This window comes from Actinomadura luteofluorescens, assembly GCF_013409365.1.
Classification (GTDB): Bacteria; Actinomycetota; Actinomycetes; order Streptosporangiales; family Streptosporangiaceae; genus Spirillospora; species Spirillospora luteofluorescens.
On sequence record NZ_JACCBA010000001.1, the window covers coordinates 7,275,741 to 7,294,259 of the forward strand.

Annotated in this window: 19 protein-coding genes; 7 read left to right on the forward strand and 12 right to left on the reverse strand. The window is 73.3% G+C overall.

All coding sequences use genetic code 11. The annotated features are described in order from the left end of the window. Positions 1–101 precede the first annotated feature (101 nt). Positions 102–755: a response regulator transcription factor gene (locus BJY14_RS33760; RefSeq protein WP_179847310.1), complete on the forward strand. Its 654-nt coding sequence runs from the start codon at positions 102–104 to the stop codon at positions 753–755. Continuing rightward, positions 752–2,116, forward strand: a complete 1,365-nt coding sequence (locus BJY14_RS33765) for a sensor histidine kinase (RefSeq protein ID WP_312879516.1) — start codon at positions 752–754, stop codon at positions 2,114–2,116. The genes BJY14_RS33760 and BJY14_RS33765 overlap by 4 nt, the downstream gene beginning before the upstream one ends. 18 nt (positions 2,117–2,134) lie before the next feature. On the opposite strand, the gene BJY14_RS33770 is transcribed toward BJY14_RS33765, so the two are convergent. After that, the gene (locus tag BJY14_RS33770; protein ID WP_179847311.1) at positions 2,135–4,879 is read right to left on the reverse strand and encodes an ABC transporter substrate-binding protein; all 2,745 of its coding nucleotides are present in this window, start codon (positions 4,877–4,879) and stop codon (positions 2,135–2,137) included. A gap of 16 nt (positions 4,880–4,895) precedes the next feature. Beyond that, positions 4,896–6,554, reverse strand: a complete 1,659-nt coding sequence (locus BJY14_RS33775; RefSeq protein ID WP_179847312.1) for a serine/threonine protein kinase — start codon at positions 6,552–6,554, stop codon at positions 4,896–4,898. 516 nt (positions 6,555–7,070) lie between these two features. On the opposite strand from BJY14_RS33775, the gene BJY14_RS33780 reads away from it, so the two are divergent. Together BJY14_RS33780 and BJY14_RS33785 are read left to right on the forward strand one after the other, a co-directional pair. Continuing rightward, positions 7,071–7,367: a DUF4193 domain-containing protein gene (locus BJY14_RS33780; RefSeq protein ID WP_117404125.1), complete on the forward strand. Its 297-nt coding sequence runs from the start codon at positions 7,071–7,073 to the stop codon at positions 7,365–7,367. Between the two features lie 48 nt (positions 7,368–7,415). Beyond that, positions 7,416–8,234: a hypothetical protein gene (locus BJY14_RS33785; RefSeq protein ID WP_312879517.1), complete on the forward strand. Its 819-nt coding sequence runs from the start codon at positions 7,416–7,418 to the stop codon at positions 8,232–8,234. A 153-nt stretch (positions 8,235–8,387) separates the two neighbouring features. Here BJY14_RS33785 and BJY14_RS33790 read toward each other — a convergent pair whose 3' ends face one another. Next, positions 8,388–8,675 carry a DUF4235 domain-containing protein gene (locus BJY14_RS33790; RefSeq protein ID WP_179847313.1) on the reverse strand — a complete coding sequence of 96 codons (288 nt, stop codon included), beginning with the start codon at positions 8,673–8,675 and terminating at the stop codon, positions 8,388–8,390. Between the two features lie 128 nt (positions 8,676–8,803). On the opposite strand from BJY14_RS33790, the gene valS reads away from it, so the two are divergent. Both valS and BJY14_RS33800 read left to right on the forward strand, forming a co-directional pair. Next, positions 8,804–11,329, forward strand: coding sequence for a valine--tRNA ligase (gene valS, locus BJY14_RS33795; RefSeq protein ID WP_179847314.1), 2,526 nt, complete (start codon positions 8,804–8,806; stop codon positions 11,327–11,329). Positions 11,330–11,438: 109 nt separating this feature from the next. Further along, the gene (locus BJY14_RS33800) at positions 11,439–12,326 is read left to right on the forward strand and encodes a metal-dependent hydrolase (RefSeq protein ID WP_179847315.1); all 888 of its coding nucleotides are present in this window, start codon (positions 11,439–11,441) and stop codon (positions 12,324–12,326) included. Positions 12,327–12,336: 10 nt separating this feature from the next. Here BJY14_RS33800 and BJY14_RS33805 read toward each other — a convergent pair whose 3' ends face one another. From BJY14_RS33805 to BJY14_RS33845, 9 genes are all read right to left on the reverse strand, one after another. Further along, on the reverse strand, positions 12,337–13,662 hold the full coding sequence (locus tag BJY14_RS33805; RefSeq protein ID WP_179847316.1) for a cytochrome P450: 1,326 nt from the start codon (positions 13,660–13,662) through the stop codon (positions 12,337–12,339). A gap of 34 nt (positions 13,663–13,696) precedes the next feature. Beyond that, on the reverse strand, positions 13,697–14,386 hold the full coding sequence (locus tag BJY14_RS33810; protein ID WP_179847317.1) for a YidC/Oxa1 family membrane protein insertase: 690 nt from the start codon (positions 14,384–14,386) through the stop codon (positions 13,697–13,699). 45 nt (positions 14,387–14,431) lie between these two features. Then, entirely contained in the window at positions 14,432–14,731 is a 300-nt protein-coding gene (locus tag BJY14_RS47465) for a DUF6412 domain-containing protein (protein ID WP_179841662.1), read from the reverse strand. Between the two features lie 80 nt (positions 14,732–14,811). Next, entirely contained in the window at positions 14,812–15,369 is a 558-nt protein-coding gene (locus BJY14_RS33820) for a hypothetical protein (RefSeq protein ID WP_179847318.1), read from the reverse strand. A gap of 18 nt (positions 15,370–15,387) precedes the next feature. Next, entirely contained in the window at positions 15,388–15,555 is a 168-nt protein-coding gene (locus BJY14_RS33825; RefSeq protein WP_179836384.1) for a hypothetical protein, read from the reverse strand. Beyond that, positions 15,543–16,097: a hypothetical protein gene (locus BJY14_RS33830; RefSeq protein WP_179847319.1), complete on the reverse strand. Its 555-nt coding sequence runs from the start codon at positions 16,095–16,097 to the stop codon at positions 15,543–15,545. Before BJY14_RS33830 ends, BJY14_RS33825 begins: the two co-directional genes overlap by 13 nt. Further along, entirely contained in the window at positions 16,094–16,555 is a 462-nt protein-coding gene (locus BJY14_RS33835; RefSeq protein ID WP_179847320.1) for a hypothetical protein, read from the reverse strand. Before BJY14_RS33835 ends, BJY14_RS33830 begins: the two co-directional genes overlap by 4 nt. Continuing rightward, positions 16,552–17,082, reverse strand: a complete 531-nt coding sequence (locus tag BJY14_RS33840) for a MauE/DoxX family redox-associated membrane protein (protein ID WP_179847321.1) — start codon at positions 17,080–17,082, stop codon at positions 16,552–16,554. The genes BJY14_RS33835 and BJY14_RS33840 overlap by 4 nt, the downstream gene beginning before the upstream one ends. Then, positions 17,079–17,795, reverse strand: a complete 717-nt coding sequence (locus tag BJY14_RS33845) for a hypothetical protein (protein WP_179847322.1) — start codon at positions 17,793–17,795, stop codon at positions 17,079–17,081. Before BJY14_RS33845 ends, BJY14_RS33840 begins: the two co-directional genes overlap by 4 nt. Positions 17,796–18,026: 231 nt before the next feature. On the opposite strand from BJY14_RS33845, the gene dut reads away from it, so the two are divergent. Further along, entirely contained in the window at positions 18,027–18,518 is a 492-nt protein-coding gene (gene dut / locus BJY14_RS33850) for a dUTP diphosphatase (RefSeq protein WP_376770022.1), read from the forward strand. Position 18,519: the final 1 nt, after the last annotated feature.

Consider the following 18,519-nt stretch of genomic DNA (forward strand, 5'->3'; position numbering starts at 1 on the left):
CGGGCGTCTTACGGCCTCCATGGCATATCTGAAGCGGGCATGTGTGAAGCGTCATGTTCTGGGCGCGGGGCCGGCCGTGCCCCGATGAGGAGGGGGACCCCTTGCGTGTTCTAGTCGTCGAGGACGAGCGCGTGCTCGCCGACGCGATCGCCACCGGACTGCGCCGGGAGACGCTGGCCGTGGACGTGGCCTACGACGGCGCCGGCGCGCTGGACCGGGCGAGCGTCAACGAGTACGACGTGATCGTGCTGGACCGGGACCTGCCCAAGGTGCACGGCGACGACGTCTGCAAGCAGCTCGTGGCGCAGCGCTACCCGGCGCGGATCATCATGCTGACGGCGGCGGGGGAGCTGGACGACAAGGTCGAGGGCCTGTCCATCGGCGCCGACGACTACCTGGCCAAGCCGTTCGCGTTCGCCGAGCTGATCGCCCGGGTCCGGGCCCTCGGCCGGCGCGCCGCCGCGCCGCTGCCGCCCGTCCTGGAGCGCGCCGGGATCACCCTCGACCCGGCCCGCCGCGAGGTCGCGCGCGACGGCCGCCCCGTGGAGCTGACCCGCAAGGAGTTCGCGGTGCTGGAGGTGCTGCTCAGCGCCGACGGCGCCGTCGTCAGCTCCGAGCACCTGCTGGAGAAGGCGTGGGACGAGCACATCGACCCGTTCACCAACGTGGTCCGGGTCACGATGATGACGCTGCGCAAGAAGCTCGGCGAGCCCCCGGTGATCGAGACCGTGCCCGGAGTGGGATACCGCCTGTGACCGAGGAGACCGCACCCCAGGACCGTCCGGACGGAACGGACGGCGAGACCGCCCGCCCGAACCCGCCCCAGGAGGGCGGCGCGCAGGCCACCCAGCCGACCGCGCTCCCCGGCGACGCCGGAGACGCCGGGGCCCGGCGCGGCGGGCGGTGGCGCCGCCCCGGGCCGCAGCAGGTCCCCCAGCCGCACCCCGCGGCGAAGGGCGTGTGGCGCGGCGAGCCGGGCGGGCCGTTCGGCCAGATGACGGTGATGCCGGGCCGGATGAGCGTGCGGCTGCGCCTCACCCTGCTGTACGGGCTGCTGTTCTTCATGGCGGGCGCGCTGCTGCTGTTCGTGATGTCGGTCCTGATGGCCAACATCCTCGGCAACGTCAAGGTGATCGGCTTCGGGATCACCGACGCGGAGGCGGCCGAGCTGCAGCGCCAGTTCGTCGAGCAGACGATGCGCCAGCTCGTCGGGCGGTCGCTGCTCGCGCTCGGCGGGGTGGGCGTCATCACGCTGGTGCTCGGCTGGTTCGTCGCCGACCGGGCGCTCAGCCCCCTGCAGCGGGTCACCACGACCGCGCGCCGGCTGTCGGAGAGCACGCTGCACGAGCGGATCGCGCTGGAGGGCCCGGACGACGAGATCAAGGAGCTGGCCGACACGTTCGACGCGATGCTGGAGCGGCTCGGGCAGGCGTTCGACACCCAGCGCCGGTTCGTCGCGAACGCCTCGCACGAGCTGCGCACCCCGCTCGCGATCAACCGGACGCTGCTGGAGGTGGCGCTCGGCGACCCCGAGGTCTCCGACGACCTGCGCGCCGTCGGCCGGACGCTGCTGGCGACCAACGCCCGGCACGAGCGGCTCATCGAGGGGCTGCTGCTGCTGGCCCGCAGCGAGCGGGAGCTGACCTCCCGCACGCCGGTCGACCTGGCGGAGGTGGCGGCGACGGTGCTGGAGCATTCGGCCCGCCGCCAGCACGACAACGTCGTGGCCGTCCACCCCGAGTTGACGTCCGGGACGGCGCTCGGCGACCCGGTGCTGCTGGAGCACCTGGTGTCCAACCTCGTCGAGAACGCGATCAAGCACAACGTCGAGGACGGCGGCGAGCTGTGGATCCGCACCGGCATGCTGGAGGGCTACGCCACCGTCCAGGTCGAGAACACCGGGCCCGTCGTGCCCGCCTACGAGGTGGAGCGGCTGTTCGAGCCGTTCCGGCGGCTGAACGCCGACCGCGTCGAGTCGGCCAAGGGCGCGGGGCTCGGCCTGTCGATCGTCCGCTCGGTGGTGCTGGCCCACCGCGGCGCCGTCTACGCGGCGCCGCGTCCGGGCGGCGGACTGATCGTCACCGTCCGCCTCCCACCGGGCCAGCCGGCCGCCTGAGCGCGGCGGTCGCCGCGGCTACTTCAGCGCGGCGGTCGCCGCGGTCGGGTCGCCGTCGTAGTCCGGCTCCAGCCGGACGTACTTGCCGGGCCTGACCATGGCGACCCGGGTGTCGTTCAGCAGCGGGATGAGGGCCATGTCGTCCAGCGCCACCTTCTCGGCCTGCCTGAACAGGGCGGTCCGGTCGGCCGGCGTCGCCGTCCTGAGCGCCCTGGAGATCGTCCCGTCGAAGGTGTCGTTCCTCCACTTGCCCAGGTTGTAGAAGCCCGTCGCGTTCTCCTCGCCGCCGCCCAGCAGCGGCCACAGCATCGTGTAGGCGCCCGGGTAGTCGGGACCGTAGGGCAGGAACGCCAGCCCGGACGCGTCCTTGGACATGACGTCGTCGCGGTACTTCGTGAACTCGGAGATGGGGTAGGACTTCATCTCGACCTGCAGACCGAGCACCGACTTCAGTTGCGAGCCGACGACCGCGGCGAGGCGCTGGTCGACGGGCGACTGGCGATAGTACAACCGGACGGTGCCGCCCGTCCTCAGTCCGGCCTGCGCGGCCAGCATCTTCGCCTTCTCGGCGTCCGTCCCGTCGCAGGACGGGCAGGCGCCCCGCCGGCCGAACCCGGGAACCGGCGCGGGGACGATGCCGTACGCGGGCTTGGGGAAACCGCCGAGCGCCAGGCTGAGCTTGCTCCGGTCGAGGGCGTAGGAGACGGCCTGCCGGGCCTCCTTCGACTCCATCGGGCCCCGGGCGGTGATCGGGACGAGCATCCGGGTGAACGGCGCGGGATGGGAGACCAGGCCCGTCCTCGGGGTCGAGGCCAGGTCCTCGGTGCCCACCGCGTACCAGTCGGTCTGCCCCGCCGTGTAGGCGGTGCGGCCCTTGGCGGAGTCGTCGGTCAGCATCACCGTGACGCCGTCCAGCTTGGTCTTGCCGAACGCCCAGCCGTCGTTGCGGACGAGCGAGACCGACGCGCCCTTGCTGTACTCCCGCAGCTTGAACGGGCCGTTGCCGATGGGACGGGTGTTGAACGCCGCGTTGTCGACCTTGCCCGCCTCCTCGGGGACGGGCATGAACGCCGGTTCGGACAGCCGGTCCGCGAAATCGCAGTTGGGGGAGGTGAGCGCCACCTCGAACGAGGTGCCCGACACCACCGTGACCCCCGACAGCAGCCCGGTCCCGGCGTCCGACACCGAGGAGTACCCCTCGATGTCGGTCATCAGGTAGGACGCGGGGCCGGTCTTGTCCGCCGCGCTGCGCGCCCAGCCGCGGGCGAACGCGTGCGCGTCGACGGCCTCGCCGTTGCTGAAGCTCGTCCCGCTCCTGAGCGTGATGGTCCACTTGCGGCATTCGGCGTCCGGCCTGATCGCCGTCGCGAGCCGGTTGCGGGCGGAGCCGTCGGCGCCGACCTCGGTGAGGCCGGTGAACAGCTGCTTGCTGAGGAACCGCTCGGTGCCGCTGAGGGCGCGCGAGGGGTCGAACCCGCCGTCGGTGGCGGTCGGCGTCGACATCGCGACGGGCAGCGTCCCGCCGATCCGACCGCCCGTGGCCGTCGTGCCCTGGGCGCCGTCCCCGCGGAACTGGACCCAGGCGACGCCGGCGGCGAGGACCAGCACGGCCAGCGCGGCGCCCCCCACGCTGGCGAGCACGCCGACGCGGGGCCCCTTTCCGCTGCCGGACGGCTTGGTGAAGTCGACTCCGGGAGAGGAGACGGACGGCCACGTGGCGGGGGTGCCCCCGTTGACCGGCTGGGTCGGCGAGGGCCACCCCGCGCCGGGCATGGGCGGCGGCATGGGCGGCGGCGCGTGCGGCACGGGAGGGCCGGCCTGGAAGGGCGGCGGCGCCTGCGAGCGCAGCCGCGCGGACTCGGTGGCCGCCGTCTGGGCGCCCTGGGTGAGCATCAGCGCGTCCTGGGTGAGCGCCGGCGCGCCGGTCTGCCGGGCGCCCGGCTGCGGAAGGCTGCCCGCCAGCGCCAGCAGGTGCGCCAGGACCTGCTGGGAGGCGGGACGCAGTGCCGGGTCCTTGCTGAGGCAGTTCGCCACGATGCCGCGCAGCGGCTCGGGAAGGTCGCCGAGGTCGGGCGGCAGGTTCAGGATGCGGTGCATCACCGCCGGGATCGAGTCCTGCCCGAACGCGGGCCGGCCGTTCGCCGCGTACGCCATCGTCGCGGCCCACGCGAACACGTCGGCGGCCGGCCCCACCGGCGCCCCGGAGATCTGCTCGGGCGCCATGTAGGCGGGGGTGCCGATCGCCGTGCTGGACATGGTCCCGGTGGCGTCCAGCGCCCGCGCGATACCGAAGTCGATCACCCGCGGGCCGTCCGGCGCGAGCAGCACGTTGGCGGGCTTGAAGTCGCGGTGCACGACCCCCGCCTGGTGGATCGCGGCGAGCGCCGTCATCGTGCCGATCGCCAGCCGGTCCAGGTCGGCGCCGCGCCGCGGGCCGTCCTGCGCCAGCACCCGCGACAGCGCCGGCCCGTCGATGTACTCGCTGACGATGTAGGGGCGGTCGCCCTCGACGTCGGAGTCCAGGACGCGGGCCGTGCAGAACGCCGACACCCGCTTGGCGACCGCGACCTCCGCCGCGAACCGCGAGCGGGCCTTCGGGTCGCCGCTGAAGCGCGCGTGCAGTAGCTTCACGGCGACCCGATGGCCCGGTTCGTCCTCCCCGAGGTAAACGGCGCCCTGCCCGCCCTCGCCGAGGAGGCCGGTCAGCCGGTACGCGCCGAGCCGGGAGGGGTCGCCCTTGCGGAGGGGGGCGACCTCGGTCATGCGTTGGACGTCTCGGTCATGACTTGGACACGGTCCCGTAGGCGGTCGCGCTCGTCTCGGACTGGCTCTGGCGCCACTCCCACCGCATCGAGGTGCCGCCGGAGGACGGGACGAACGTGACGTACCCGGAGGCGCACTCCTTCGGGTCCATCCCCCCCATCGGCGTCTCCCGGTACTGGACCTTCGCGCTGTCCTCGTCGCCGGACAGCAGCGACAGCCGGGTGTAGCAGGTGTCCTGGGCGCCGGACGGGTAGGTGTACGTCGCGACGCCGCTGGAGTACAGCAGGGAGAACTTCACGTTGAAGGACGTGTGGCCGGATCCGGCGCCCGGCTGGTACCCGTTGCCGGTCCAGTTGCCGAGCAGCCCGCCGGTGGTGCTCGAGGTCGGCGTGTCGCTCGGCGTGTAGGTGTTCGGCGGCGAGTAGGTCGGCGTCGGCGGGTCGTCGTCGCTGTTGGCGCCGATGATGGCGAGCACCACGACCACCAGGACCACGATCAGCGCGAGCGCGCCGCAGCCGATCGCGATGATCGGTCCGGCGGAGCTGGACTGCTTCGGCGGCGGGCCGTACTGCGGGCCGGGCGGCATGGGCATCCGCGGCTGGCCCTGCGGCGGAGGCGGCATCGCCCCGCCCTGGTACATCGGCATGGGCGGCGGCGTGATCGGCTGCTGCGGCGCGCCCGGGCCGGGCATCCCGCCCTGGTGCAGCGGCATCGGCGGCGGGGTGATCGGCTGCTGCTGAGGCCGGGGCCGCGGCGCCGGCGGCACCGGGGGCGGCGGCGGAAGCTGCGAGGCGATCCGGGTGCCCTGGTTGAGCAGGTCCTCCTGCCCGGCGCCCTGGTTGGCGGGCGCGGCGCCGACGTGGCCGAGCAGGTTCAGCAGCAGCTGCGCCGCGGGCGGGCGCAGGCCCGCGTCCTTGGACAGGCAGCGCCCGATCAGGTCGCGCAGCGGGCCCGGGGGCAGCGCCGACAGGTCGGGCTCCTCGTTGAGGATCCGGTTGATGATGACCGGCAGCGTGTCGGCCTCGAACGGCGACTGCCCGGTGGCGGCGAACACCATGGTCGCCGCCCAGGCGAAGATGTCCACCGCCGGGGTGAGCGGCGCGCCGGTGAGCTGCTCGGGCGCCAGGTAGCCGGGCGTGCCGACCACCATGCCCGTCGCGGTGACGGCGCTCTCCTGCGAGTTGACCGTCCGCGCGATGCCGAAGTCGACGACGCGCGGGCCGTCGGAGGCCAGCATGACGTTGTTCGGCTTGAAGTCGCGGTGCACGATGCCGGCCTCGTGGATGGCCGCGAGCGCGGTCACCGTGCCGATCGCGAGCCGCTCCAGCTCCGCCGCGCTCCGCGGCCCGTCGTGCGCGACGACGTCGTGCAGGGACGGCCCGTCGATGAACTCGCTGACGACGTAGGGCTGGTCGCCCTGGACGTCGGCCTCCAGTACCCGGGCCGTGCAGAAGGGCTCGACCTTCTGCGCGGCCGCGACCTCGCGGGTGAAGCGGGCACGCGCGGCCGGATCGTTGGCCATCTGCGCGTGCAGCAGTTTGACGGCGACGTACTCGCCGTTCGGCGCCTTGCCCAAGTAGACGGCGCCCTGGCCCCCGGCGCCCAACCGTCCGATGACCTCGTACCGTCCGAGTGCCCTAGGATCGCCCGGCTCCAGCGGAGCGGCATCCGGCATCTGACCCTCCAGTGACCCGCAGTGATGTCCGCGACATTGTGCGCCGGACCCGCTCGCGGGGCCCCGTTGCCGGCGATCGCCGGGCTGACCCCGCAGGGGGTCCGCCCCCAACCTCAGGCGGGCACGATATCGCGTTAGTTCTGACGTTTCACCGATGTATCCGGTTCGGTGTTCGCCCTGACGGATCGGGCCGTCCCGCCGCGCCGCGCCGTCTGTGGGGCGGTCGGTGCGCACAACGCCTCCGGGACCGATATGATCCCCGCCGCCGCGGGAACCCCGGCAGGCGCCACGGCCCCCGCAACGGGGCGGTGTCGCCCGGCGGGCATGTGACGGATGACACAGTGCGAGGGAAGGGTCGGGTGACGGGTGTCACTCGTGGGAACGGTCGCGCCTCGTGTGTCGCAGGTCACCAACCGTGACAGAATTTCCCGCCCGGATCGGGCACAAGAACGGTCCCCCGAGCGTTAGATCCGCGCGACGGGGCGCATAAAGCACTGAGGGGGATGGAGATAGAAGATGGCGACCGACTACGACAGCCCACGCAAGACAGACGACGACCTGAGTGAGGACAGCCTCCAGGAGCTCCAGGCACGGCGCGCCGACAAGGCGGCCAGCATCATCGACGAGGACCTGGACGCCGGCGAGGTCGCCGAGCTGCCGGGCGCCGACCTGTCGAACGAGGAGCTCACCTTCCGGGTGGTGCCTCGTCAGGCCGACGAGTTCACCTGCACGCGCTGCTTCCTGGTGCACCACCGCAGCCAGCTGGCCACCGAGAAGAACGGCCAGCCGGTCTGCCGCGAGTGCGCCGCCTGACCGGCGGCCACCGGTGACGGGAAGAGGGCGCGTGACGGGAGAGGCCGGGTGACAGGAGAGATCGAACCGCGTCATGGCGAGGTGGAGCCGGCGCGCGGCGACGGCTCCACGGAGCTGGGCGAGCTGATCGGCCGGCTCGCCTCCGACGAGGACATGGACCGCGAGACCCGCGGTCGCCTGCTCGGGCGACTGGCCAGGCTGCTCGGCCAGAGCGCCCGCAGGGTGGGGGCCGCGGGCGTCGCGCGCGGCAGGTGGCTCGCCGACCTGCTGATCGCGGCCGCGCCGCACATCCCGATCCGCGATCTGGAGACCCTCCAGGCCCACCACCACGGGCTGATGGGCGAGGAGCTCGCCGACCGGATCGTCAAGGCGGCGGGCAACGCCACGACCGCCGTCGGCGCCGCGGGGGGCGCGCTGGCCGCGGTGGAGTTCGCCGCCCCGCCGCTGCTGCTGACGGCGCCCGCCCAGCTCGCCGCCGAGACGCTCGTCGTCGCGGCCATCGAGGTGAAGATGATCGCCGAGCTGCACGAGGTGTACGGCGTCAGCGTCCAGGGCAGCGGCACCGCGCGCGGTGCCGCGTTCGTGACGTCCTGGGCGCGGCAGCGCGGCATCAACCCCCTGGAGGGCGGCACCCTCACCAGCGCACTCGGCACCGCGGCCAAGAGCGCGCTGCGCAGGCGCATGCTCCGCGTCTTCGGCCGGAGCCTGTCCACCATGGGCCCCCTGCTCACCGGCGCCGCGGCCGGTGCGGCCCTCAACCGCTCCGCGACCAAGGGGCTGGCGCTCAAGGTCCGCAACGACCTGCGGGAGATCGCCGGTTCCCTGCCTCCGCTCCCCGGCGACCAGCCCCCTCGCCTGGACCCGTAGCGGGCCGTCCACCCCCTGGCGGCGCACGCGAGCGTTCGGACCGTCTCCCCCCGCCCCTACGAGAACGCGTCGTGGCCGTTCCCTTCGATCATCGAAGGGAACGGCCACGACGCGTTTCACCGGCCGGGGCTCAGGGCCCCGGCGCGGGACGTCTCAGACCTCGGCCTTGAGGTTCTGCGGGAGCTGGCCGGTGCCCTTGGCCCACTGGTGGGCCGCGACGCGGGTGGCGAGCAGCCGCGAGACCTCCATGCCGACGCCCATCACCACGGCCCAGCCGATCGCCTCGGCCAGCGCCACGTCGGGGGACTCGGGGTTGGTCGGGGGCTCCTTGCCGGTGCTCTTCTTCCAGGCCAGCGTGATGACTTTCTTCGCGACGAAGCCGCCCGCGAATGCGGCCGCGCCGGCCATCACCCGCCAGCCGATGTCGCCCTTGTCCGCCATGTTGGTCCTCTCTCGTCCTGTCGTCTCCGACGCTACCGGAACGGCCCGCCCCCGGCGGGGAAGGTGATCGCCGCGTCGGCGCCGGCAATCGGCATGCGACCCGGGCCGATGTCAATACGATTGGCCTCATGACAGAGCAGCCGCGTACTTCGCACGTCCCTCCGAAGCCCTCGCTGGACGGCCTGGAGGACAGATGGGTACGCGTCTGGGAGGACGCGGGCGTCCACCGCTTCGACCGCACCCGGCCGCGCGCCGAGGTCTACTCGATCGACACCCCGCCGCCCACCGTGAGCGGGTCCCTCCACGTCGGCCACGTCTTCTCCTACACCCACACCGACACCGTCGCCCGGTATCACCGCATGCGCGGTCGGGCGGTCTTCTACCCGATGGGCTGGGACGATAACGGGCTGCCGACCGAGCGCCGCGTGCAGAACCACTTCGGTGTCCGGTGCGATCCGTCGCTTCCCTACGATCCCGACTTCGAGCCCCCGGCCAGGCCCGACCCGAAACGCCAGCAGGCGATCTCGCGGCGCAACTTCATCGAGCTGTGCGAGCGCCTCACCGAGGTCGACGAGCAGGCCTTCGAGGAGATGTGGCGCCGCGTCGGCCTGTCGGTCGACTGGAACCACCTGTACACCACCATCGGCGCCACCGCCCGGACGGCGTCGCAGCGCGCGTTCCTGCGCAACCTGGCCCGCGGCGAGGCGTACGTCTCCGAGGCGCCGACGCTGTGGGACGTCACGTTCCGCACCGCGGTCGCGCAGGCCGAGCTGGAGGACCGCGAGCACCCCGGCGCGTTCCACCGGCTCCGGTTCCACGGCGACCGGCGTCCCGTCTACATCGAGACGACGCGGCCGGAGCTGCTGCCCGCCTGCGTCGCGCTGGTCGCGCACCCCGACGACGAGCGGTACCAGGAGCTGTTCGGCACGACCGTGCGCACGCCGCTGTTCGGCGTGGACGTCCCGGTCGTCGCGCACCGGCTGGCCGATCCCGGCAAGGGCTCGGGCATCGCGATGATCTGCACGTTCGGCGACGTCACGGACGTCGTCTGGTGGCGCGAGCTGAACCTGCCGACCCGCGCGATCATCGACTGGGACGGGCGGCTCGCCGCCGACCCGCCGCAGGGCGTCCCGGCGGAGCCGTACGGCGAGCTGGCCGGCAAGACGGTCTTCTCGGCCAAGGAGCGCGTCGTCGAGCTGCTGCGCGAGTCCGGCGACCTGGACGGCGAGCCCCGCAAGATCAGCCGGCCGGTGAAGTTCTACGAGAAGGGCAACAAGCCCCTGGAGATCGTCACGACCCGGCAGTGGTACATCCGCAACGGCGGCCGCGACGAGGGCGTCCGCGCCGAGCTGCTAGCCCGCGGCCGGGAGCTGGAGTGGCATCCCGGCTACATGCGGGCCCGTTACGAGAACTGGGTCGAGGGGCTGAACGGCGACTGGCTGATCTCGCGGCAGCGGTTCTTCGGGGTGCCGATCCCCGTGTGGTACCGGCTGGACGACTCCGGCGAGCCGGTGTATTCCGAGCCGATCGTGCCGGCCGAGGACGCGCTGCCGGTCGACCCGTCCTCGGACGTCCCGCCGGGGTACACCGAGGGCCAGCGCGGCCGGCCGGGCGGGTTCGCCGGCGACCCCGACGTGATGGACACCTGGGCCACCTCGTCGCTGACCCCGCAGATCGCGGGCGGCTGGGAGCGCGACGCCGACCTGTTCGCCCGGGTCTTCCCCTACGACCTGCGGCCGCAGGCGCACGACATCATCCGGACGTGGCTGTTCTCCACGGTGGTGCGCTCGCACCTGGAGCACGGTTCGCTGCCGTGGAAGGGCACCGCCCTGTCCGGGTGGATCCTCGACCCCGACCGCAAGAAGATGTCGAAGTCCAAGGGGAACGTCGTCACGCCGATCGACCTGCTGCGCGAGTACGGCTCCGACGCCGTCCGGTACTGGGCGGCGAGCGGGCGGCCCGGCACCGACACCGCGTTCGACACCGGTCAGATCAAGGTCGGCCGCCGCCTCGCCATCAAGATCCTCAACGCGTCGAAGTTCGTGCTGGGGCTCGGCGAGGCGGCCCCGGACGTGCCGGTGACCGAGCCGCTGGACAAGGCAATGCTGGCCGCGCTGGCCGGGGTCGTCGAGGAGGCGACGGAGGCGTTCGAGGGCTACGACTACGCGCGCGCCCTGGAGCGCACGGAGCGGTTCTTCTGGGAGTTCTGCGACGACTACCTGGAGCTGGTCAAGGCCCGCGCCTACGGCGACGGCCCGGAGGCGCTGTCCGCGCGCGCGGCGCTGCGCGCCGCGCTGTCGGTGATGCTGCGCCTGTTCGCGCCCGTCCTGCCGTTCGTGACCGAGGAGGTCTGGTCGTGGTGGCGGCACGGTTCGGTGCACACGGCCTCGTGGCCGTCCGCCGCCGAGCTGCCGTCGGGCGGCGATCCCGCCGTCCTCGCGGCCACGGGCGAGGCGCTCCGGCAGGTCCGCAAGGCCAAGTCGGAGGCCAGGGCGTCGATGCGCGCCGACGTGTCCCGCGCGGTCGTGCGCGGCTCGCAGGTGACGTGGATCGCCCGTCCCGATCTGGCCGCCGCCGGGCGGATCGCCGACCTGACGCTGGAGGACGCCCCCGCCGCGCTCACCGTCGACGTCGTCCTGGCGCCCGCGACGTAGATCACCCCGGCCGGGCCTTGACGCGGGTCCGGCACTCTCCAGATATTAGATCGGCGGTCTAATTGGTGCCGCCGTGAGACGCGCGCGGTCCGGCACGGGAGGAGACGGGATGAGCGAGATCGACGAGCGGCACCCCGTGATCGCCCCGCGCCGGGTGCGGTTCGACTGGGCGGGCACGCCGCTGCACTGGATCCCGGACGAGCCGGTCGCCACGCACTTCATCAACGTCCTGCACCTGCTGCTGCCCGCGGGCGAGCGGTGGTTCGTGCACGTCTACAAGGAGGCGCTCCCGCTCGTCCGCGACGACGAGCGCCTCTACCGCGAGGTCAGGGGCTTCATGGGCCAGGAGGCCGTGCACGCCTACTCCCACCAGGGCGTCCTGGACCGGCAGATGCGGGATCAGGGCCTCGATCCGGGCCCGCTCACCGACCGGATCGAGTGGGTGTTCCGGCGGATCCTCGGCGACCGGTGCTGGATCCCGTTCCTGCCCCGCAAGCGCTGGCTGTTCGTGCGGATCGGCGTCATCGCGGGCATCGAGCACTACACGGCGGTGCTCGGGCAGTGGATCCTGGACGCCCGCGAACTGGACGAGGCGGGCGCCGATCCGACGATGATGGACCTGCTGCGCTGGCACGGCGCCGAGGAGGTCGAGCACCGGTCCGTCGCGTTCGACGTCTACCAGCACGTGGCCGGGCGGTACTGGATGCGGTTCATCGCGTTCTTCCTGGGCGTCCTCGCGCTGCCGCTCATGGTCTACGCGGGAGCGGTGTTCCTGTGCCGGGCCGATCCGACGCTGAAGGGCGTCCGCCCGCGGATCCGCGACTACCGTCGGGCGGTGCGGCGCGGGCTGTTCCCCAGCAACCGGTTCATGATCTCCGCCGGCCGCGCCTACCTGCGGCGCGACTACCATCCGTCCCAGGTGTGCTCGACGCAGCGGGCGCTCGACTACCTCGCGGTGTCGCCTGCGGCGCGGGCCGCCGGCCGCCCGGCGTCCTGAGCCGCGCCGCTCACAGCGTGCAGGGCAGGTGCTTGATGCCGTTGATGAAGTTGGAGTAGAGCATCTGCGGCTCGCCGCTCGCCCGGATGTCCGGGACGCGGGTGAACAGCTCCCTGAACATCACCGTGATCTCCTGCCGGGCCAGGTTCGCGCCCAGGCAGAAGTGCGGACCGGGGCCGCCGAACCCGACGTGCGGGTTCGGCGAGCGGGTGATGTCGAAGACGTCCGGGTCGGTGAACACCTCCGCGTCGCGGTTCGCGGAGTTGTAGAACAGCAGGACCTTGTCGCCCGCCCTGTACCGCTGGCCGTTCATCTCGTGGTCGCGGGTCACGGTCCGCCGGAACTGGATGACCGGCGTCGCCATCCGGACGATCTCCTCGACGGCCCCCGGGGCGCGGGCGTCGAAGTCCTCCATCAACAGCGCCCGCTGCTCGGGGTTGTCGGTGAACAGCTTCAGCCCGTGCGTCATCGCGTTGCGGGTCGTCTCGTTCCCGGCCACGACGAGCAGGATGAAGAACGATCCGATCTCCTGGTCGGTCAGCGACTCGCCGTCCACGTTGGCCGAGACCAGCCGCGACACGAGGTCGTCGCCGGGGTCCCGGCGGCGCCTGCGGGCGAGCTTCATCGCCAGGTGGTTCAGCTCGTACCCCGCGGACATCGCCATGAGCAGCCCGTACAGGACGCCGATCCGGGTGATGCCCTCGCGGGTCACGTCCCTGCCGCCGGTGTACTCGGGGTCGCCGAGGCCGAGGATGGTGTTCGTCCGGTCGTACACCATCGGGCGCACCCGCTCGGGAATGCCCATCATGTCGCAGATGACCTGCACGGGGAGCCGTGCCGCGACGTCGGTGACGAAGTCGGCCGACCCCTTGCGCTCCAGGTCGTCGACGATCCGCGTCGCGGTGGCCTGCAGGTCTGTCTCCAGCTTGGCGAGGACGCGCGGGGTGAACGCCCGCGACACGATCCGGCGGATCTTGGCGTGCCGCGGGTCGTCCATGTTGATCATCGAGCCGAAGTAGCGGGCCATGTACCGGGGCAGGTCGGCGATGCTGTTCGAGCACGGCTCGCTGCTGAACACCTCCGGCGTCCGGCTGGCCTCCACCACGTCCGCGTGCCGGGTGAGCGCGTAGTAGCCGCGCCCGGACCGGATGAACGGCAGCTTGAGCTCCGGGAAGAACGCCGGATGCTCCCGCTCGCGCAGCCGCGCGAACGCCGCCAGCCGCCGGTCCGGGGGAAGCGACCAGAAGGCCAGATCGGACAGGTCGTCCTCGGTCGCCCGTGCCGTCGTCGTCACCGCACACCGTCCTCGTGAGTCAGAACGCCGTTCGGTTGCCATCGAACCGAGCCTTCCGGACATCCGTCAAGAGCGATCAGGCGGCCGCCGCGGCCCCGCGGCGCAGGACGGCCCGCTCCGCCGCCGTCCACGCCCCGGACGTCAGCAGGTAAAGCCCGGCCGCCAGGGGCACGAACGCCGCCACGGCGACCGTCCCGAACGGCATCAGCCGCGCGACGGCGCCCACCGGCCCCTCGGCGGTGACCCGCCGCGACGTCACCACGGCCACGACCGCGAGCAGCGCGAACAGCCCGAGGAAGACGAGCGAGGGCGGCGCGAGCAGGCCCCCGCCGAGGACGCCGATCCAGTTCTGCCCGAGCGGCGCCGCGAGCAGCGTGTGCGCGAGCAGCAGGTTCTGGTGCCCGGCGACCGCCGCGGACGTGAACAGGCGGTACATGACCATGAAGAACGGGATCTGCGCGGCCATCGGCAGGCATCCGGCCGCCGGCGTGGCGCCCTCCGCCTTGTACAGCGCGGCCATCTCCCGCTGGAGCCGGTGCGGATCCTTCGCGTGCTTGTTCTGCAGCGCCTGGACCTTGGGCAGGAGCCTGGCCCGCGCCCGCTCGCCCTTGGCGGCCGAGACCGCCAGGGGGACGAGCGCCAGCCGCACCCCGGCGGTGAACAGGACGATCGCCAGCGCGGTGGCCAGGCCCCCGGCCATCGGGTCCAGGGCGTCCGCGAGCCCGCCGACGAGGGCGGCGGCGATGGAGATGGGAATGTCGAACATGGATGAGCCTTCCGGAACGAGGGATCGATGGCGTTCCGGCCGCGTTCAGGCGGCCGCGATCCCCGTTCCGGGCGCTCGCGGACGGGGCCGACCCGCCGCGTCCGGATCGCGCTGCGGCAGGAAGGCGGTCCGCAGCGTCCGCTCCCGCAGGGTCGTCCGTACCCGCGCTCGTGCCGCCCCCTGCCCCCGGCACGCGGCGCGCACTCGCACCGCCGCGAGCACCAGCAGCCCCGCGACGGTCAGCGCGCCCAGCGTGACCAGCACCGGCTGCCCGGGCGCGGACCCGGCCCACTCGGCCACGGCGAACCCCCGCGACAGCGCGAAGATCAGCAGTGACCAGAGCACGAGGAGCCCTTCCGGGTGCGCGACGGCGAGATGTGATCAGTGTGCCACGGCGGCGCGACGATGATCGACCGGTCCCGCGCTCACAGCAGCAGGAGGAGGGCGAGGGCGGAGAGGGACGCGAGGGCCGTGGCGTTCTTCACGGGCGGCATGCGGACGGCCATCGCCGCGTCCCGCCGGTCGTCGCGGGCCAGGTAGGTGAGCAGGGCGCTCAGCGCGCGCCCGGCGCCGAAGGCCGTGCCGGTCAGGACGGTGGTGAGCGCGTCTTCGCGGGCCAGGAGCAGGCCCAGGGCCAGCACGTAGGGCGCCGTGGCGGAGACGTAGGTGCGGACGCCGGTTCCGAGCTCGAAGCCGAACTGGAGGGCGCCCTTCCGGAGGTGGGCCTGCAGGACGTCCTGGGGGATCTGGCGGGCGTTCTGGGGGAGCGGAACGCGGACCAGCCCGGCCTCGCGCGCGGCGCCCAGCCCGGCGACGGCCAGGATCGCGGCGGTGCGGGCGGACGGCGGGAGCGGCGCGGAGAGGCCGGACAGCGACCAGATCACCGTCGCGGTGAGGGTGCCTCCGAGCAGGAGCCCGAGGGTGAAGACGGCCAGGACCTCGCCCTGCCGTACGGGGGCCCGCCAACCTGGCGAGAACAGCACGGATTCGCTGTTGCGCGTTCAGACGCTGCCGGACAGGGAGAACCCGGCGAGCGCGCCGATCGACGCCCAGCAGAGGACGGCGGCGTCCAGGGCGGCGGCCGACACCGCCAGGAGCGCGAGGGCGGCGACGGGCAGGAGCGGGTCGGTCGTGCCCCGCCGCAGCCGCCCGGCGGTCAGTTCTTGCACGCCATCGCCTTGCGGCAGATGGTCTTGTACCAGTTGCCCTTCTTGGATTTCTTCCAGCCGTCATGGCAGCGCCAGGTGACGCCCTTCTTGCAGCTGCCGCAGCTCTTGGCGTAGGCCCAGAGCCAGCCGTCGTAGCCGCCGCCGTAGCACTGGTTGGGACGCAGCTTGTAGCGGCCCGGGTCCGACACGCCGGACTTGTGGAAGCCCTTGTACTTGCCGCTCGTCCGGCAGCACACGCTGCACACCAGGCTGGGCCCGCAGCCGGGGGAGCAGTTGTGGTTGGACGCGTACGAGGGGCAGCGCGGATAGATGTCGTAGTACCCGACCAGCTGGAATCCCGATGCGAGCGCCTCCCGCGCGGGCGGGAAGACGCCGAGGGCCTTCAGCCCGGCGGTGGCGCCCGCGGCGGCGAGCCCGGTGAGGACGCTGCGCCGCACCGGCCGGAACCTCGGCTCGTCCGGGGGCGCGGGGCGCCGCCGGACGCGCTGCGCCCCGGCAGGGCGGGGGCCGCGCAGCGGCGGGACGTCTTCCAGTTCGATCATCGTGCCGCCTCCAGGGTGAGGGCGCGGAGGGCGTCGGGGGAGCCGACGGGCTCGGCGGCCCGCACGCGCCCGTCGGCGCCGACCAGCACGGCGAACGGGGTCGCGGGGACGCGGTAGTCGGCGAACAGGCCGTCCTGCTCGCCGGCCAGCACGCTCACCTCGGGGCGCGGCGCCTCGTCGGGCGCCGGCCCCGCGAAGATCGCGTGCAGCGGCCGTCCGGCCGGAACGGCGGCGAGGACGTCGGCGCACACGCCGCACTCGCGGTCCAGGAAGAGCAGCAGGCCGGGCCCGAGCCGGTCGAAGGCGGGCGCGGCCGCCCCCACCGCGGGGCCTAGCCCGGCGGGCCGGGAGGCCCCCTGGCCGAGCGCGTGGACCTGCCGGACGAGACCGGCGACCACCAGGGCGAGCAGCAGGATCGCCGCCCATGACAGCAGGAGCGCGCTGTTCTGGAAGCTCATCCGGCCGTCCTCCTCTCTTCGGTCATTGCGTGCGGGAGCGTCCAGAGGAGCACGGCGAACACCAGCCCTGCCGCGACCTCCACGGACGACTCGTACAAGGTGGATCCGGCCGGAAGCCCGTACAGGGCGCCGGTGAGGGCGAGCGCGCTGAGCGCGGCGGCCCGTCCCGCGACCCAGCCGGTCATCGGAGTGCCGGCGCCTCCGCATCCGCAGGGGACGCCGCGCCGGACGCGGGCCACGTGCGCCGCGTAGGCCGCGTACAGGGCCAGCAGGGCGGCCGCCGCCCCGCCGGCCGCGCGGGCCGGGCCGTCCAGCCGGAGCAGCGCCGCCGCCGCCCCGGCGGCGCCGATCAGCGCCTCCGCGGCGATCACGGCCGCCGCGGCCGGGCCGGCGAGGGCGGCCGGGAGCACCCGGTGCGCCCGCACCGCCGCGGCCAGCGCCGCGGGGCGCCTGACCTGCCCGGCCAGCGACGCCAGCAGGACGAGCGGGACGGTGACGGCGGCGATCCCGGCGAGCAGCCCGGTCACCGGACCGCCTCGACCGCCAGCCCCGCGAGCCGGCGCGGGACGTCGCGGACCCGGTCCTCCTCGGGCAGCACGGTCACCAGCAGCGACGCCAGCGCCAGCAGGAAGTAGGGGCCCTGGCCCTCCACGGTGTCCCGGAACAGCTCGCCGCCCGCGACGGAGGCGCCGCGCCACGGCGGAAGCCGCCTGCGCGTCGCCGAGGTCAGCGCGGTGATCTCCAGCAGGCCGATCCCCGGCACCTCCTTGACCATCTCGGCGGGGTCGGGGCGGCGTGCCCGGCCGCGCGGCACGGCGGTGATCCCGTCCTCGTGCTCGGTGAGGCGCACGGTGCCGAAGAAGGCCACCGCGTCCGCGGGGCGCCCGTGGTAGAGGTGCGTGAAGACCGCGTGGCGGCGTCCCTCCCACACGGCCGCGAGGACGGGGTCGCTCAGGCCCGTCTCGGCGTCGCGGGTCGCCGTCCGCCCGACCCGCAGCCGCCCGCCCTGGACGCGGAACTCCTGCTCGAAGCGGTCGACCCCGATGTCGGCGGCCCAGGCCAGCGCGTCCTCGCGGGTGCCGCTGGAGATCTCGTGGAGCCGCCCGCCCTCGGCGATCCGTGCCACCGACGTGCACGGCCGCCGCAGGTCGTGGTCGCCGGTGAGGCGGACCCTCACGCCGTCCAGCGACCGGTGGGTGACGTGCTGCCCGCCTGCGGTGCCCTGTCCCCGTGTGCCCATGCCGTCCCCTTTCTGCGGGGACGCGCCCCACAGAAGCGCCGCAGGTAACAATTGCGACGCTACGCGTGATACGTCACTTCAGGGTCAAACCTTCCGGAAGTGGTCACGCCCGGGACCGGGTAGGGTCAACTGCCGGACTCGCGCGGCAGCGGCGTTTCAGCGGCGGCCGTCCCCGGCGCCCTGGGTAGGGTCGTGTGGTTCTCCGGCAGGTAGGCGCGTGAGGTGGAGCCCGTGAGCAAGGTCGATGTGCTGATCCAGCGGCTGGATCCGGAGCTGCCCCTGCCGCGCTACGCCCACGCGGGCGACGCGGGCGCCGATCTGGTCGCGGCCGCCGACGTGGAACTGCCACCGGGCGAGCGCGCCGTCGTCCCCACCGGGATGGCGATCGCCCTGCCGGACGGCTACGCGGCGTTCATTCACCCCCGGTCCGGATTGGGCGCTAGGTTGGGGGTGACCATCGTCAACGCACCCGGTACGGTCGACGCCGGCTATCGGGGTGAGATCAGGGTGACCCTGCTGAACACCGATCCCCGTGCCACGGTGAGACTGCGGCGCGGAGACCGCATCGCGCAGATGGTCGTCCAGCGGGTCGAGCACGCGGTGTTCCACGAGGTCACCGAGCTTCCCGGATCGGCGCGCGGAACCGGCGGGTTCGGCTCCACCGGCGGATTCGGCCCGGCCCCGCGATCCGGGGACAATGAGCACAGTCGAGAAGGAGCGTGAG